This is a genomic window from Rhodanobacter ginsengiterrae, from assembly GCF_050026815.1.
Taxonomy (GTDB): domain Bacteria; phylum Pseudomonadota; class Gammaproteobacteria; order Xanthomonadales; family Rhodanobacteraceae; genus Rhodanobacter; species Rhodanobacter ginsengiterrae.
This window is the reverse complement of sequence record NZ_JALBWO010000049.1, coordinates 53,986-71,096: the sequence shown is the minus strand read 5'-3', so window position 1 is coordinate 71,096 and position 17,111 is coordinate 53,986. Positions and strand designations below refer to the sequence as shown.

The 17,111-nt window shown below is 65.5% G+C and carries 11 protein-coding genes; all 11 read right to left on the bottom strand.

The window, feature by feature from the left end; genetic code table 11:
* Window positions 1-82: 82 nt before the first annotated feature.
* The 11 genes from ACQGNJ_RS06030 to ACQGNJ_RS05980 all read right to left on the bottom strand — a co-directional run bounded on the left by ACQGNJ_RS06030 (window position 83) and on the right by ACQGNJ_RS05980 (window position 17,103).
* A complete protein-coding gene (locus ACQGNJ_RS06030) occupies window positions 83-1,633 on the bottom strand; it encodes an alpha-N-arabinofuranosidase (RefSeq protein ID WP_426688396.1) in 1,551 nt (516 codons plus the stop codon).
* Window positions 1,634-1,985: 352 nt separating this feature from the next.
* Window positions 1,986-3,359, bottom strand: coding sequence for a glycoside hydrolase family 27 protein (locus tag ACQGNJ_RS06025; RefSeq protein ID WP_426688333.1), 1,374 nt, complete (start codon window positions 3,357-3,359; stop codon window positions 1,986-1,988).
* Window positions 3,360-3,435: 76 nt separating this feature from the next.
* The gene (locus ACQGNJ_RS06020) at window positions 3,436-3,687 is read right to left on the bottom strand and encodes a hypothetical protein (RefSeq protein ID WP_426688332.1); all 252 of its coding nucleotides are present in this window, start codon (window positions 3,685-3,687) and stop codon (window positions 3,436-3,438) included.
* Window positions 3,688-3,946: 259 nt separating this feature from the next.
* Window positions 3,947-5,587, bottom strand: a complete 1,641-nt coding sequence (locus ACQGNJ_RS06015; RefSeq protein WP_426688331.1) for an alpha-L-fucosidase — start codon at window positions 5,585-5,587, stop codon at window positions 3,947-3,949.
* Between the two features lie 161 nt (window positions 5,588-5,748).
* Window positions 5,749-7,140, bottom strand: coding sequence for a sugar porter family MFS transporter (locus ACQGNJ_RS06010; protein ID WP_426688330.1), 1,392 nt, complete (start codon window positions 7,138-7,140; stop codon window positions 5,749-5,751).
* A 44-nt stretch (window positions 7,141-7,184) separates the two neighbouring features.
* Window positions 7,185-8,123 carry an SMP-30/gluconolactonase/LRE family protein gene (locus ACQGNJ_RS06005; RefSeq protein ID WP_426688329.1) on the bottom strand — a complete coding sequence of 313 codons (939 nt, stop codon included), beginning with the start codon at window positions 8,121-8,123 and terminating at the stop codon, window positions 7,185-7,187.
* Window positions 8,120-8,884, bottom strand: a complete 765-nt coding sequence (locus ACQGNJ_RS06000) for an SDR family NAD(P)-dependent oxidoreductase (protein WP_426688328.1) — start codon at window positions 8,882-8,884, stop codon at window positions 8,120-8,122. The genes ACQGNJ_RS06005 and ACQGNJ_RS06000 overlap by 4 nt, the downstream gene beginning before the upstream one ends.
* A gap of 5 nt (window positions 8,885-8,889) precedes the next feature.
* Complete coding sequence (gene dgoD / locus ACQGNJ_RS05995) at window positions 8,890-10,038, bottom strand: galactonate dehydratase (protein ID WP_426688327.1); 1,149 nt, start codon at window positions 10,036-10,038, stop codon at window positions 8,890-8,892.
* Window positions 10,035-10,670 (bottom strand): 2-dehydro-3-deoxy-6-phosphogalactonate aldolase, encoded by a 636-nt coding sequence (locus ACQGNJ_RS05990; RefSeq protein WP_426688326.1) that lies wholly within the window; start codon window positions 10,668-10,670, stop codon window positions 10,035-10,037. Before ACQGNJ_RS05990 ends, dgoD begins: the two co-directional genes overlap by 4 nt.
* The gene (locus tag ACQGNJ_RS05985) at window positions 10,667-11,665 is read right to left on the bottom strand and encodes a 2-dehydro-3-deoxygalactonokinase (protein ID WP_426688325.1); all 999 of its coding nucleotides are present in this window, start codon (window positions 11,663-11,665) and stop codon (window positions 10,667-10,669) included. Before ACQGNJ_RS05985 ends, ACQGNJ_RS05990 begins: the two co-directional genes overlap by 4 nt.
* Window positions 11,662-17,103: a TIM-barrel domain-containing protein gene (locus tag ACQGNJ_RS05980; protein ID WP_426688324.1), complete on the bottom strand. Its 5,442-nt coding sequence runs from the start codon at window positions 17,101-17,103 to the stop codon at window positions 11,662-11,664. The genes ACQGNJ_RS05985 and ACQGNJ_RS05980 overlap by 4 nt, the downstream gene beginning before the upstream one ends.
* Window positions 17,104-17,111: the final 8 nt, after the last annotated feature.

The window sequence follows — 17,111 nt, the reverse complement described above, 5'->3', positions numbered from 1 at the left end:
TGATCCTGCCTCTGGTCCCCGGACACCCGGTCAAGCGGTTTGCTGCCGCATCACCGAGGTGAGAGAGAGATGGTTCGGACGGCTATTTCTTATCGATGGCGACGACCGCAACCGACTTGGGCGGCAGTTCGAAAGTCAACCGCCCGCGCTCGCTTCGCCCCGAATAGGCAGTGGGGTGGATCGTGTCAGGCGCAGCGAAAGTGTTGTGCGTGTCCATCTTCGGCCCGGTCAGGATCTGGCCGCTCGCCGTGCCGGTCATTCCGGTCACGACCTGCGCGGCGCGATCGGGATCGAGATTGACCAGCGCGAGGTAGAGCTTGCCGTCGGTGCTGCGCGCGGCCGAGGCATCCACCATCGGCAGGTCGTACTTGCCCTCCACATACCGGGGGCCGCTGATCGTTGCCGGGTAAGGCGTTGCGCCCTGGAACGGCACGTACATGTGGAAGACGTGATAGGTGGGCGTCAGCAACATCTTGTCGCCCTCGGTTAGCACCATGGCCTGCAGCACATTGACCATCTGCGCGATCGCCGCGAGTTTCACCCGGTTGGTATGGCGGAAGAAAATGTCCAGCGTCAGCGCCGCCACTTCGGCGTCGCGCAGCGTGTTCTGCTGGTAGAGGAAGCCGGGATGGCTACCGGGTTGCTGGTCGTACCAGGTGCCCCATTCGTCGACGTAGAGCGCGACCTTCTTGTCGGGATCGTATTTGTCCATGATCGCCGAATGCTTGACGATCAGCGTGTCCATGTAGCGCGCCTTGCCGAGCGTCGCGGCCCATTCGTCCTCGCTGAAACCGGTCGCCGACCCTTTGTGCTCCCAGGAGGAGCCCGGGAGGGTGTAATAGTGCAGGCTGATGGCACCCATCTGTTTGGCTGCATCTCGCATCATCATGTCGGTCCAGGCGTAGTCCGCGTCGCTGGGCCCCGAAGCGACCTTGACGAAGGCAGGCGCGCCCGGCGCTGGATTGACAAACGTGGCGTAACGATTGAACAGGTCGGCGGCGTAGTCGGCTTTCATGCTGCCGCCGCAGCCCCACAATTCGTTGCCGAAGCCGACATACTTCAGGTTGGCCCAAGTCTTGTCGCGGCCGTTGGCGCGCCGCTCCTGCGCGAGCGCGGAATCGCCGCTGGCGGTCATGTACTGCACCCATTGCCGTGCATCGTAGGCTGGCAGCGAGCCCAGGTTGAGCGAGACATAGGCTGCCGCGCCCAGATCTTCGCTGTAGTCCATGAACTCGTTGGTACCGAAGCTGTTGTCGTCGGTGACACCGCCCCAGTTGGTGTTGATCCCCTTGGGCCGCCTGGCGGCAGGACCAACGCCGTCGCGCCAGTCGTAGGTGTCGGCGAAGCAGCCACCGGGCCAGCGAATCACCGGCACGTGGAGCGCCTTCAGCGCACTCATCACATCGGTTCGATAGCCGTTCCGGTTGGGAATCGACGAATGCGGGCCGACCCAGATGCCGTCGTAGATGCCACGGCCGAGATTTTCGGCGAATTGCCCCTCGACCGCGGGTTCGATCACCGCGCCGGGATTGGCCAGGTCGACGGTCAGCGTGACTCGGGCCGGGGCGATCTGCGCGATCGCCGGTGCCGACAGGAGCATGGCTGCAACAGCGGCAACAAGCGTTCGTTTCATTTTTTGACTCCTGGCTTGAGTGGACACAGGCAGGGCATGTCGTCCATCTCCTCCCCCGCCGCCGTCTGGGTATGTTCCCAGGAAGCATGGCTGAGCCTGAGGCTTCCACGGGTCTCTAACGTTGGTACATCCCGTCGATTGACCAACGATGGGGCGACTGCTTCCGTGTGATTGAAATTGACCTGAGCGGCCGACCCCACCTGCCGTTCCCGAACACCTGTGAGGTGATGGCGGAGCACGATTTCACCGCGCCGCCGCGAGCGTCGGCCCCAAGCGTTCGGTGTCGAACGGATCAAGCGCGCAACGCATGGTCGGTATATGCCGCGTGCACGAACAGACGCCTGGCGATGCCTCACCGTGCCAGCCTCATGGACAGGAGCACGCATCCGTGCGCCGGCAAGTCGAGAGACAGGCGTGCGGATACCTTCCGCGGCTGGCCACTCCAAAGATCGCGGGCTTCGTAGTTGCCGGAAGCCAGGCCAAGCTCGCCCCATGGCGCCTGCAGCGAAACAGGCTTGTCGTCCAGATTGAAGATCGCCAGGTAGCGCTGGCCATCGCTCCGGCCCGACGCCACCCAGACGCGCACGTGATCGAATCCTTTCGGCAGGCGGGTGACTGGATGATTGTCGCGGCTGCTCTGGTTGACTGCGATCACGTCCTTGTTGGCGATCAGCGCGCGCGTGGCGTCGTCCAATTGGGTCAGGTTGGCACCGAGGATAAGCGGTGAGCGCGCGATCGCTTGCAAGGTCAGCAGTGTGCGCTGCTCGTCCATGGTCAGGCGCGAAGGGCGCGCCGGGCCGAAGCCGGGATGCGGCGCGAGCGTGCCGATCGGCAGCATGTCGGCATCCGGCCAGTGGCCGGCGCGAGCCTGGCCTGCCCATGGCGGCAGCCGATCGAAGAGGTTGCTGATGCCCGACGGGAAGGTATCGGTGGGGTGGTCATGCACGAACAACCAGCCGTCCCAGACATCGTTGGTAATGCGCCACATCTGACCGTACCGGCGAATCTCCGCGGCGTGCGACAACTGTGTCGGGCCCGGCGACAGGCTGAGCACGATCGGCCGGCCGGTCTTGCGGATCGCCGTGGCAATCTGACGGATCTCACTGATCTTGTAAGGGTGGTCGGCAATGCAATCGACCTTGAGGAAGTCCACGCCCCACCGCGCGTACATGGCGAGCATGGCGTCGTAGTAGGCCTGGCCGGCGGGCGTGTCGCGCACGCCGTAGTTGCTGTCGTCCCAGGGGCAGGTGTCCGCGGTGTCGGCGACCTCTTTTGCATCGAAGGCGGAACCGGCGACCGGCAGGTTCGCCGCCACCGCCTGTTTGGGAATGCCGCGCACGATATGGATGCCGAACTTCAATCCTTGCGCATGCACCCAATCTGCCAGCGGCTTGAAGCCTTGCCCATCGGCAGCGGAGGGAAAGCGGTTGAGCGCGGGAACCAGCAGACCGTGTGCATCGATGGCGTAGTCGCGGGCCTGCAACTTGTCGGCGAATGGATGGCGCATGTACCAGCCCTCGTCAATGACGACGTATGACCAGCCGTAACCGTGCAATCCGGCGAGAACGCGGGCGTTCGCCTTGAAATCGGCCTCGTCGATCGTGAACCCATACGAGTCCCAGCTGTTCCAGCCCATCGGTGGGGTGGGGCTGACTTGTTTCGCCGTCGCCATGCTGGCCATGGCCAGCATGAGCATCAGCAGCACAGCTCGCATGCGTTTGTGCATCGGGTTTGCTCCATGTAGGCACCTCGCTCCTTCACGTGCGCGAAGGAGCCAGGCGTTGCGGCATGACGCCCGGGCGTCAGTGGGTGGATGTTCCATAGATGATCCCGCGGCCGCTGTTCGTCCCCAGGTACACCGTGCCGAAGCTGCGCGGGTCGCCGGCCACGCGCGACACGCCGCCCCACCGGTGCTGCGCGTCGTTGATCTGCACCCAGGTGCCGCCGACGTCGGTACGCGCGCAGAAAGGTCCCTGCTGCCTGGCATGCGCAACGATGCCGTCGACGTAGCCGCCGGCAACGATCCGCACGTTGTGCAAAGTGCAAGGCAGCACCGCCGACTACGCGAACGCGGCCATCGAAGTTATCAACAACAGCGCACCCAACGCGCTCAGTTTCGCCCGCAGCGACAAGCCGCTCGCTTTGCGGTTGGCCGTACGTGATTTATGCAATGACATGATGGATATCCGAAAAGATGGCGGGCGTCGAACCCGATGATGGCGGTGATTGCGCCGGCGGCCAGTCACGACGAATCAGCATCAGGGAATGGCGGATTCAATGGTGAGGCGCAGCCCTCCGGCGAGCGGAATCGTTTCATGGCTGGCCCTCGCGGTTGGATTGAAGGCCGGGCACGTCGATCCGCAACACATAAGCCGCGGCGCCAGTCGGTCGTTCGGGCAGGCGCACATGCAGGCCGTCCGCTTGCTGGCTTGCCTCGATCGCCTTGCCATCGGCCAGCAACGTGACAGCGCCGACGTGATCGGACGACTTGATCGAGTGGATCACCGCCTCACCTCTGGCGGGCCAGCCCAGTTCGATCGCGTAAAGCACGCCAGGACGCGTGGTGAAACGGAAGTCCTCGGCGGCGTAGGGCCTGGTCTTGGTGTCCTGGAACGAGCCGGACACCACGGCAGTCGGCCCCTCGCCAGACACCCGCCACGGCGTGGTGTCGTAGATCGCCGCGCCGTTGAGTTTCAACCAATGGCCGACGGCAAGCAGCACGGCGCGCTCGGCATCCGGAATGGTGCCGTCCGAACGCGGGCCGATGTTGAGCATCAGGTTGCCGTTCTTGCTGACCACATCGGCGAGCAGGTGGATGACGGTGGTCGGCGTCTTGTACGTGTCACCCTTGACGTAGCCCCATGACTTGTCGCTGAGCGAGGTGTCGGTCTGCCAATGCCGCGCCTGGATTCCGGCCAGCTGCCCGCGTTCGATGTCGAGCGTGCCGGCGCCTTCGGGAAAGTCGCCGAGCTTGTAGTTGACCACCACGCCGTCGCGCCTGGTGCCCTGGTTGTAGTAGTAGGCCAGCATCTTCGGCAGGGTGTTGCGGAAGGTGGGATGGCCGATCCACCAGTCGAAATAGATCAGGTCCGGATGGTAGTCGTCGATCAGCTCGGCGGTGCGTGCCAGCCAGTCGTCCAGCCAGGCCTGCGAGACGTAGGTCCAGTCGCCCGCCAGGTCCTGGTCGTCCTTGCCGGGAATGCGCAGCTCGGCCGGACCGTAGAGGCCGGCGTAACGCGGGTCGTTGACGTCCGAATCGAAATGCCGGCCACCGTCGAAGAACCAGTCGTGCTCGGCACGATGCGACGAGACGCCGAAGTGCAGGCCCTGCGCGCGGATGGCCTTCGCGAGCAGGCCGATGATGTCCTTGTGCGGCCCCATCCTGGCAGCCGTCCATTCCGACAGCCGCGAGTCGTACATCGCGAAACCGTCGTGATGCTCGGCCACCGGCACCACGTAACGCGCGCCGGCCGCCTTGAACAGCTCCGCCCAGGCGTTCGGGTCGAAACGCTCGGCCTTGAACATCGGAATGAAGTCCTTGTAGCCGAACTTCGACTGCGGGCCGTAGGTGGCAACGTGATGGGCGAATTCCTTCGTTCCCTGCTGATACATCAGGCGCGAATACCACTCGCTGCCGAACGCAGGCACCGAGTACACGCCCCAGTGGATGAAGATGCCGAACTTCGCGTTGTCGTACCAGGCAGGCGAGCGGTAGCGCATCAGCGACGTCCAGTCGGGGCGAAAAGGTCCGTGATTCATGCCCTTGGCCACCCTGGCCAACAGGGCGTTCCGCGCCGGTTCGAATTTCGCCGTGGCTTGCTGCCACGCCAAATCGGCGGCTTCCGGCGACAGCGTGGCAGCAGTAGGTGCCGTCGAAGATGGCGCCTGTGCGGCATGCCCAGGCACCAGGATTGCGGCGAGCAACACGCCGCAGAAAATCAGCGATCGCTTCATGGTCAACCTCCTTCGATTCGCAACGACTGCGTACGTTGCGTAGTTGAGCAACCATGACGCCCATGCGCCCGTTGCCCAGCGGCAGGGCCTCGTTGAAAGAGGTCGCCGGAGCGACATGGCGCAGCTGCAATTCGCATCGTCGTGCCGAGCATGGCCGGCCCCTATCGCCCGATATCGCGCAATGGCTTGCCTGCCATCAGGTTGCGCTCGATCTGTTCCAGGGTGACGTTGCGGGTTTCCGGGATCAGCCAGAAGGTGATCAGCAGGAACAGCAGGTTGAGTCCGGCGTACAGCCAGAATGTGGCGGCGTTGCCGATGCCGTTGAGCAGGGTCAGGAAGGTGGCGCCGACGATCATGTTGGCGATCCAGTTGGTGAAGGTCGAACAGCCAATGCCGAAGTCGCGCCCCTTCAACGGCTGCACTTCCGAGCACAACGTCCAGATCAGCGGGCCGGCCGACATCGCAAAGCCGACGATGAACAACAGCAGCATCGCCACCGTGAAGATCTGCTCGGCATGACCGGTGATGCCCAGGTGCATCATCGTGCCGACTATGCCCAGCCCGAGCGCCATCACCGTGAAACCGATGTACAGGATCGGCTTGCGGCCAAGGCGGTCGACCAGGCCGATGGCGATGAAGGTGGCCAGCACGTTGGTCAGGCCGACGATCGCGGTGAACCACATCTGCGCCGTGGTGGCGTAGCCCATGTCCCGGAAAATGCGCGGCGCGTAATACATCACCACATTCATGCCGGTGAACTGCTGCATCACCTGCAGCAGTACGCCCAGCCCGACCGAACGGCGGAAGTTGCGGTTCTGCAGGAACAGCTGCCAGCCGTGTTGCGGCGTTTTCAGCTGCTCCTCGATATCGGCCACCTCGCGCGCGACATGGCCGGCATCACCGCGCAGCTTGTGCAGCACGGCGGTGGCTTCCTGCCGGCGCCCGCGCATCATCAACCAGCGCGGGCTGTCCGGCAGCAGGAACAGGCCCAGCAGGAACAGCATGCCGGGCAGCGCGATGATGCCGAGCATCCAGCGCCAGTTGCCGCTGTAGCTGAACGCGGTATCGGACAGGAACGCGAGCAGGATGCCGATGGTGATCATCAGCTGGTACAGCGAGATCATCGCGCCACGAATGTCTTCCGGCGCCACCTCGGCCAGGTACAGGGGCGCAGTGAAGGTGGCGATGCCGATTGCCAGGCCGAGAATCAGCCGCGCGGCGATCAGCGTCTCCGGCGACCATGCCGCGCCGCTCAGCAGCGAGCCGAACACGAACAGCACGCCACCGAGAATCAGCGAGCGCTTGCGACCCAGGGTGGCGGCCATCCAGCCCGCACCGAGTGCACCGATGGCCGCACCCAGCATCATCGCGCTGACGATCCACTCGATCACGTGATCGGAGATGCCGAACTCGTGCTGGATGAACTGGGTGGCGCCGGAGATCACGCCGATGTCCAGGCCGAACATCAACCCGGCCAGCGCGGCCAGCACGCAGGTGAACACCGCGGTGGACTTGTGGCGTATCGCAATGGGATTTTCAGCGACGGCGTTCATGGTGCTTCCCCGCAAGAGATGATGGATGATGCTGGCCAGCCAGGTCAGCTCGCCGACCCGGTGACGCGGAGCCGCGATGCGCTCGGCACCCCGGCAAAACGTGGTTCGTGAATGCCGCGAATGCCCGCGTCAACGGCAAACAAGGCGCCGGCCAGCGGCTCTTGCTGCAGCTGCCGTGCAGACAGACCTTCGCGTGCGCTGGTGATGTACAGCACGTCCAGCCCAGCGCCGCCGAAGGCGACGCGGGTGGGCTGGCACGTCGGCACCTGCACCACGCCATCGATCCGGCCATCGGCGCGATAGCGCACCACCCGCGACATGCCCCATTGCGCATTCCACAGCGCACCGTCGGCGTCCACCGTCGAGCCGTCCGGCTCGCCGTCGATGTCGCCCAGCTCGACGAAGCTGCGCGCCGGGCCGAGCCGGCCGTCGGCGTGGTAGTCGCGGGACTGGATGCATCGCGTCGGCGAATCGCAGTAGTACATCGTGCCGCCGTCGGGACTGAAGGCGAGACTGTTGCTGATCGCCACCGGTTCGATCGGCAACCGCTCCAGCGTGAGGTCGGCGTTCAATCGATGGAAGCCGCCGATGCGGCGTCTCGCCGAGCCCGGCGCATTCTCGTGCAGGGTGCCGAACACGAAGCGGCCCTGGCGATCGCACACGCCATCGTTGAGCCGGGTCGGCAGGTCCGGCTCCACCTCGACGATCGGCAGCAACTGCCCGCTGTCCAGCTCGAAGAACGCCAGTTGCGACGCCAGCCCCAGCAACAGCCAGCCGTCCAACTCGCACAACGCGAACGAAGCCAGTCGTTCAGGCAGCTGCCACTGTCGCATGCTGCCGTCGCCGGGTGTGTGGCGCCACAGGATGGCGGCGTGGATGTCGGTCCAGTACAGCGCCTGCGCGCGCGGACACCACAGCACACCTTCGCCGAGGCGGTTGCCCACTTCCAGCACGGCGCGCGCGTGCAGTGCCGCGCCCCTCACACCCGGCCACCATCGACGATGAAGTCCTTGCCGGTGATCATCCGGCTGTCGTCCGCGGCGAGGAACAGCGCCATGCGCGCCACGTCGTCCGCCATCACGTGGCCGGCCAGGCATTGCGCACGCGCGAGCTCGGCTTCGCCGTCGGCGTCCAGCCACAGCCGCCGCTGCTTTTCGGTGATCACCCAGCCGGGCACCAGACAATTTATGCGGATCCGCTGCCGGCCCAGCTCGCGCGCCAGCCCGGCGACCAGGCCGTGGATCGCGGCCTTGGCCATGGTGTACAGCGGATAGCCGGCGTTCTTGATCATCCAGCTGGTGGAGCCCAGGCAGATCACCGAGCCGCCACCGAGCGACTTCATGTCGTCGAGCACCGCTTGCGTGGCGAAGTACTGGTGGCGCAGGTTCACCGCCACGTTGCGCTCGAACTCGTCCGCCGTGGTGCTCGAAAAATCATGCCGCACGTCGTTTGCGGCGTTGTTGATCAGCACCGAGATCGGGCCGAGCGCGGCACGCGCGGTAGCGATCGCGTGGTCCAGCGCGGCGAGGTCGGTGAGATCGCAGGCGATGAACAGCGGCGGCTGCGCCACCTCGGTGAGGCCGTCGAGAAACGCCTGCGCCGCGGCGACATCCACATCGAGGAAGGCCACTTTCGCACCCTGCCGGGCGAAGTGTTCGACGAAAGCTGCGCCGATGCCGCTGGCACCGCCGGTGACCAGCACCGTGCGACCGGCGAGGCTGGGATAGCTGGCGTACATCGTCATCGCGCTCACCACTCCGCCACGCTGCCGTCGTCGTGCCGCCACAGCGGATTGCGCCAGCGATGGCCGACGGCAGCCCGCTCGTCGACGTAAGCCTGGTTCACCGTGATGCCCAGGCCCGGGCCATCCGGAATGCGCACGAAACCTTCCTCGTAGGCGAACACGCTGCGGTCGCTGACGTAATCAAGCAGGTCGTTGGCGGCGTTGTAATGGATGCCCAGACTCTGCTCCTGGATGAACGCGTTGTGGCAGACCGCGTCCAGTTGCAGGTTGGCCGCCAGTGCGATCGGGCCGAGCGGGCAATGCAGCGCCAGCGCCACGTCGTACGCCTCGGCCATCGCCGCGATCTTGCGTGTCTCGGTGATGCCGCCGGCGTGCGAGGGATCGGGCTGGATGATGTCGACACCGCCGATCTGCAGCACGCGCTTGAAGTCGTAGCGCGAATACAGGCGCTCGCCCAGCGCAATCGGTGCCGGCGAGATCGCGGCCAGTTCGGGCAGGCATTCCAGGTGCTCGGACAGCACCGGCTCCTCGATGAACATCAACTTGTACGGGGCCAGCTCGCGCATCAGCACCTTGGCCATTGGCTTGTGCACGCGACCATGGAAATCCAGACCCAGGCCGATGTGCTGACCGACCGCATCGCGCACCGCCTGCACGTTCTCCAGCACGCGCTCGACCTTCGCGTGACTGTCGACGTACTGCAGTTCCTCGCTGGCATTCATCTTGATCGCGGTGAAGCCGCGCGCCACCGCGTCGCTGGCGGCCTGCGCGGTATCCGCCGGGCGATCACCGCCGATCCACGAATAGATGCGGATGCGCTCGCGCACCGGCCCACCCAGCAGCGCGTGCACCGGCACGTTCAAATCTTTGCCCTTGATGTCCCACAGCGCCTGGTCGATGCCGGCGATCGCGCTCATCAGGATCGGACCGCCGCGGTAGAAGGCGCCGCGATACATCACGTTCCAATGGTCCTCGATGTGGCGCGGGTCCTTGCCGACCAGATAATCGGCCAGTTCATCGACGGCGGCGGCCACCGTATGCGCGTGGCCCTCGATCACCGGCTCGCCCCAGCCGCTGACGCCGGCGTCGGTGTCGATGCGCAGGAACAGCCAGCGCGGTGGCAACAGGAAGGTGGTCAGTGCGGTGATCTTCATGGCGTGCCTCGCGCCTGCAACGCCGCCCACGCCTGCGCGAACGCGCGCGCGCGGCTGGCCACTTCGGCGACCGCGCGACCGGGCGCGTACAGCGCCGAGCCAATGCCGAAGCCGCTGGCACCGGCCGTCACGTACGGCCCCATGTTGTCCGGCGTGACGCCGCCCACCGGCAGCAATGCCAGTCCCGGCGGCAGCACCGCGCACCAGGCCTTGATCACGGCCGGGCCCAACTGCTCGGCGGGAAACATCTTCAGCGCATCGGCGCCAGCCGCCAGCGCGGCGAACGCCTCGGTCGGCGTGGCCACGCCGGGTGTGCACAGCAGGCCGGCACGCCTGGCGGCGGCGATCACCGCAGTGTCGGCGTGCGGCATCACGATCAGGCGGCCACCGGCGGCGGCGACCTCGTCGACCTGCACGGGGGTCATCACGGTGCCGGCACCGATCAGGCAGCGCTCGCCCAGGTGCTGCTGCAACAGGCGGATGCTGGCCAGCGGATCGGGCGAATTGAGCGGTACCTCCAGGATGCGGAAGCCGGCGTCGGCGATCGCCGTGCCGATGGCGACCGCCTCGCCCGGTGTCAGCCCGCGCAGGATCGCGATGAGCGGCAACGGTTGCAGCCACCGATCGATCACGAGTTGGCTCCATTCACGCGTGGATGCGGCAACGCAGCTGCGGTGATTCCGGCGCTGCGCGCGATCTGCCACAGGCCCAGCGCGGCAGCGCCCGGCGGCGGCAGCGCCATCCCCAGTTCGAAGCAGCTTGCCGCGGCAGCGTAACGACGGCACAGCGGCGCGTTGCCGATCAGCTGCAGCGGTGTGGCGGAATCGATCCAGCCGGCCGCGAGCGCCGCACGCAACTCCTCGCCGATCAGCAGACCGGACAGATAGTCGGGCACCGCCAGTTGCGCGAGCCGTCCGGCCAGCATCAACGCACGGGCGGAGAACAACCGGCTCAACGCCCCGGCTGCGCCGCTGTCGCGTGCAGCCACCACGCCGCGCAGGAACGCCTCGTGGTCGACCGGCGGATCTTCCGCACCGAGGCCGGCACCGAGGATGGTGTGGTGACGCACCGCCGCGTACAGCTCGCCGGTCATGCTGGTGGCGAAATCCACCACGCGGCCGTTGCGTACGCTGACCCACTTGCTGTGGGTACCCGGCAGCAGCAGCGCCGAGCGCGCCGCCAGTGCCGGCTGCAAGGCGAGCGCGCCGAAAATCTCGGTCTCTTCGCCACGCATCACGTCGGCGCTGGCGCGGTGGCGCAGCCCCGGAATCAGGTGCACTCGCCGGCCGCTGGCGCTGTCGACATGACTCAACGCACGCGCCACCGCGTCGAGGCTGGCAGGCAGGTCGACGTATGGAACCTCGCGCCACCCATCGCGGCTGCCGACCATGCCCGAAGCCAGCAGCGGGCACACCGGCCAACCGGCCAGCACATCATCCAATGCTGTATTGAAGCCGGCCGTATTGACGCCGGCCGCATCGGAACCGCCCGGCGGCAGGCGGCGGATACCCCAGCCGCGCGCACGCGTTTCCAGCATGCCGCCCTGCTCGTCGAGCAGGTAGGCGCGCAGGCTGGTTGTACCCCAGTCCAGGCCGATCAATTCCGGTTGTGCTGCGCTGTCGTTCATCGAACCGGCTTGTCCCTGTGCACGGTAATCGCCGCGCCGCTGTAGTCGACGCTTTGCGCGGGTGCGGCGTCGAAATCGGTGGCGGTCGGCGTGGGCCCGGAGATCCAGCGGATGTCGAAGCGACGGTGCGCCGGCATGCCCGGATAGCTGCCCTCGCGCGGGCCGATGGTCAGCGTGCCGCTGGCATCGTTGTAGCCGAGCGGGATGCGCGCATACGCGCCGTGTTCGTAGTCGTAGGTGGTGCCCTGGTCGTCATACAGCGAGAACTTGCCATCGGCACCGGTGTAGATGATCAGGGTGATTGGCGCATCGGGCTTTTCGTTGCTGTACTGGATCGCCGGACCGGTGGGCACGATCGCACCGGCGCGCACGAACAGCGGCATTCGCGCCAGCGGTGCGTCGGCCTGGATCGTGTTGCCGCCGTCGTGGCGCTGGCCGGTGTAGAAGTCGTACCAGGCGGTGCCAGCCGGCAGGTAGACCGCGCGGCTGCGTGCCTGGTAGGTGGTCACCGGCGCCACCAGGAAGGCCGGGCCGAACAGGTACTCGTCGTCGATCTCGCGCACCTTCGCGTCGTTCGGGAAGTCCATCACCAGGCCGCGCATGATCGTGCCGTCCTTGAAGTACGTGTTGGACGCCAGCGTGTAGATGTAGGGCAGCAGGCGATAGCGCAACTTGTCGTACCACGCCAGCGCGTTGTAGACCTCCGAATCGACCGGAGCGAGGTTGTAGATCTCGCGATTGACGCCCTGCCCGTGCGAGCGGAACAACGGCATGAAGCTGCCGAACTGGAACCAGCGCAGGTTGAGTTCGCGCCACTCCTTCAGGTCTTTCGCGGCCGGTTTCATGTAGCGGTCTTCGAGGGCGTAACCACCAATATCGGTGGTCCAGTTCGGCACGCCGGACAGCGAGAAATTGATGCCGGCGGAGATCTGGTCGCGCAGGTTGCTCCAGCGCGCCACCACGTCGCCGCTCCAGCCCGCTGCCGCGTTGCGCTGCTCGCCGGCGAACATCGAGCGGGTGAGAATGAACACGCGCTTGTCCGGGTAACTCTGGCGGCTGCCCTGGTAGACCGCGCCGGTGGTCATCAGCGAATAGGAGTTGAAGAACGCCGCGCCGGGGCCCATCGCGGTCGGCCCCATCAGCAGCTTGCGCTCGGCGATGCTGGTGTTGGAGGTGATGTCCGGCTCGGTGGCGTCCATCCACCATGCATCGATGCCGAGGTCAGCCAGGTTCTCGCGGATCTGCCGCCAGTAGATCTGGCGCCCGGCTTCGGAATACGGGTCGTAGAACGAATTGAGGTAGCCCGGGCCGACCCAGTCCCTGGTGCCGAGCTCGACATTGCGCCGGTACATCGCGCCCTTCGCATCGAGCTCCTGGTAATTCTTCGTGGTCGGGTAGAACTTCGGCCACACCGAGATCATCAGGTTCGCGTGCTCGGCATGCACCTGGTCGATCATCGCCTTCGGGTCGGGATAGCGCGATTTGTCGAACCGGTGCGAGCCCCAGGCGTCGTCCTTCCAGTAGCGCCAGTCCTGCACGATGTTGTCCAGCGGCAGCTTGAGCTCGCGATAGCGCTTCAGCACGCCGAGCAGCTGCGCCTGGGTTTCATAGTGATCACGGCTCTGCCAGAACCCGTAGGCCCAGCGCGGCAGCAGCACCGCCTTGCCGGTGACCTCGCGATAGCCGGCGATGACGTCGTCCAGATGGGTGCCGTCGATGAAGTAGTAGTCGACGGCGTGGCCCAGCTCGGATGACAGCGACAGTTCGTTCTGCTCGGCGGCCGGCAGCGGGTCCTGATGATCGAGCGCGATGTAGCCCGACTGCGGCGTCCAGTCGATGCGGATCGCGTGCTTCTCGCCGGGCTTCATCGGCACGAAGAAGTCGCGGTACCAGGGGTTCCAGTTCTGCCGCCAGTCATCCAGCACCAGCTTGCCGTCGACATACAACTTGAAATACCCGCTCACATATAGCCGGAACTTGTGCAGGCCGGCCACGTCGGATGCCACCGAACCCTTCCACTCCACCGTCTGGCCCGGACCGCCGGTGATGCCCTTGGCATCGGTGAGCTGCGCGGGCCAGCGCTTGAGATCCCTGATGTACTGGTAATTGACCGCGGACTCGTCGCGACTGAGCTTGAGCTTGCCGTCAACGTAGTAGCTCGCGGTGAAGCCGCCGGGCTTGCCGTCGGCATCGAACAGCTTCAGCTGCTGGTCGATCATCTGGTACGGACGCGGATCGCCGAAACGGGTGATCGAGTTGTTGTCCCACAGCAGGCCGTAGTTGCGGCTGGAGACCACGAACGGAATGCCGATGTCCATGTTGTGCTGGGCCAGCTCGACGTCCTTGCCCTTGTAGTTCATGGTGCCGTTCTGGTGCTGGCCCAGACCGTAGAACGCCTCATCGTCGGGTGAGGCAAATTTCTGACGCACCGCGTAGAACGACTGTTTCTGCACGGTCACCGGGGTGAAGCTACGTCCCTTCGGCTGCTCGGCGAGAATCAGCTTGCCGTCCTTGCCGAGAAATTTCACCGCCCCGGTATCCGTCGCCACGTCGGCGGTCAGCTCGGCCGTCTTCAACAGCACATGGCCTGGCTCGGTACTAACGCTGAAGTGCGGATCGCCACCGGTCTTTACCGCCATCAGGCTTTTGGGCAGATCGAACGACCCAGCCGGGATCGCGGTCACGTGGATGATCGTGCCGCTGACCACCTGCAGGCGCACCTGCTTCGCCGCACCAGCGACATCGACAATCACCCCATCCGCAATCTGCTGGAAGGCGGCCTTCGTGGCACCGGCACTGGCCGGCGCGGCGGCCTTGGCGGGATCGGCATGGCTGCTGCAACCCGAGATCAGCGCGACGGTCAGCCCAGCAGCCAGCATCTTCATGTGAGTGCGTTGCATGATTCGGTCTCCCAGCGTCAGGCTGGCTGACAGCGGTGTGTGGTTGGAGGCGTCACCGACATAGACGGTGAAGCGACCCGGATCGACCTGCCAGCCATGCCTGGCGACGTCGTAGTAGGCAAACGAACGTCGATCCAGGGTCAGGCTGATGTGCTTGCTCTGACCCGGCCTCAGCCTCACCTTGCGGAACGCCTTCAGCTCGCGCGCGGGCCGGGCCAGCTTCGCCGAAGGATCACCCACGTAGACCTGGGCCACTTCGGCGCCGTCACGCGCGCCGGTGTTGGTCACGTCGAACGAAACGGTGACCGTGTCGCCCACCTTCGTCGAGGTCGGCGACACGCTGAGCTTGCTGAAGGCGAAGCTCGTGTACGAAAGCCCGTAGCCGAACGCGAACAATGGCTGCGGCTTGTCGGGATACGTCGTATACCAGCGATAACCAAGGAACACGCCCTCGCCGTATTTCACGGTGGGATTCGTGCCGGCGGGATGCGGTGGTGCATCGTAGAAATCATGGGTGGGATTGTCCTTCCACTCACGATCAAAACTGATCGGCAACTTGCCTTCCGGCACGTGCGCACCGAACAGCACCTCGGCGATCGCACGACCACCTTCCTGACCGGGATACCAGCTCTGCAGCAGTGCCGGCACCTGGTCCAGCCAGCCATCGGTGGCATAGGCGTCGCCGGAGTTCACGGTGACGATGGTCTTCTTGTTCACTTCGGCCACCGCCTCGATCAGCGCCTCCTGGCCCCATGGCAGCTGGAAGGTACGATCGAACGCCTCGCTCTCGGAGGTGGGATCGAAGCCGACCGCGACCACCGCCGCGTCCGCCATCGCCGCCATCTTTTTCGCGTCCGGCGAAATCAGCTCGTCCAGCGCGATCACGCCCAGGCCCATGCGGCTGTAGCTGACATCCGGCTGGTAATCGAGACGGAGCGACACCGGCTTGCCGGCAACCAGGTCGAGGGTGACGTACAACGGCGCCTGGCCTTCACGCTTTGGCTGGCTGATCACCGGCTGGCCATTCACCAGCAGTCGATAGGTGTCCTGGCTCGCTGCCGCGGTGAGGAACAGATACTTGCCGCTGTGGCTGGGCACGAAGCTGCCACTCCAGCGGATGCTCTGCCGCTCGGTGGCCGGGGTGGTCCACAGCTCCGGCTTCCACTGGTCGACGTGTTCGTCGGTGGAGCTTGCCCTGGGCTTGCCCTGGAAGTCGGCGTTGGCGAAGGTCTGCCGCAGCAGGCCCTTGCCGCCATCCGGGCCGACGAAGCTCGACTGCTTGAATACCTCGTCCGGTGTCGGCAGGCCGCGGCTGTACAGCACGCGCACCTTGTCGCCGAGCTGATGGGTGATGCCGCTGAGCACGCTTTGCGCCTCGAACGTGTCGACGTGCGAACTGCCGCCGGCGCTGCTGATCGCGGGAAAGGCATTCGGTCCGATCACCGCAATCGTTTTGATCGTTGAGGCATCCAGCGGCAGCACGTGATGTGCGTTCTTCAGCAGCACCAAACCCTCGCGGGCGGACTGCAGCGCGACCGCGTCGCTGGCAAGACTGAACAACGGCTGCGACAGTTCCTTCTGCGGGCGGTCGAGGAAGCCGAAGCGCACCGCCGTGCGCAGGATGCGGCGCACCTTGTCGTCGAGCACGGCGCGCGACAACTTGCCGTCCTGCAGCAGCGGCAACAGCCGTTGCGGCGACATCGCGTCGGCCGAGGGCATCTCCAGATCGAGGCCGGCATTGAACGACTTGACGCCGTCGTGGGCGGCGCCCCAGTCGGACATGAAGATGCCGTTGAAGCCCCAGTCCTGCTTGAGGATGTCGTGGCTGATCGGGTGGTTCTCGCTTAGATAGTCGCCGTTGACCAGGTTGTAGCTGCTCATCACCGCACCGACGTGCGCATCCTTCACCGCCATCTCGAAGGCGCGCAGATAGATCTCGTGCAGGGTGCGCTCGTCGATGATCGTGTCGAGGTGACGGCGGTCGTATTCGGAGTCGTTCGCCACAAAATGCTTGATCGTGGCCACCACGCCCTGGCTCTGGATGCCGTCGATGAAGCCGACCGCCATGCTGCCGGCGAGGAACGGATCCTCGCTGTAGTACTCCATGTTGCGGCCGTTCTGAGGCGCGCGATGGGTATTCGCGCCCGGGCCGAGGAAGAAGTTCACCCCGCGGGCGCGCGCATCACGCCCCATCGCCTCACCCACCCGCTGCGCCAGCGCCGGGTCCCACGAAGCGGCCAGCCCGACACCGGCCATATAGGCCGTCGACGGTCCCACCGAGCGCACCCCGAACGGCCCATCCGACATCTGCAGGCGGGGCAGTCCGATCGATGGTTCGGCGCGGATGAACATGTTGTCCTCACCACCGATCAGCTCGACTTTCTGGGTCAGGCTCAGCTTGGCGAGCATCGCGTCGACGCGGTGCTCGATAGCCGGCGAATCCGCGAGCAGGTCGGTGGAGACGGGCGTGGCGGCCTGCACGAAGCAGCTCACGCCGAGGCAGAGCGGCAGGGTCAGGCAAAGTGGTTTGAAGCGCATGCGGTACA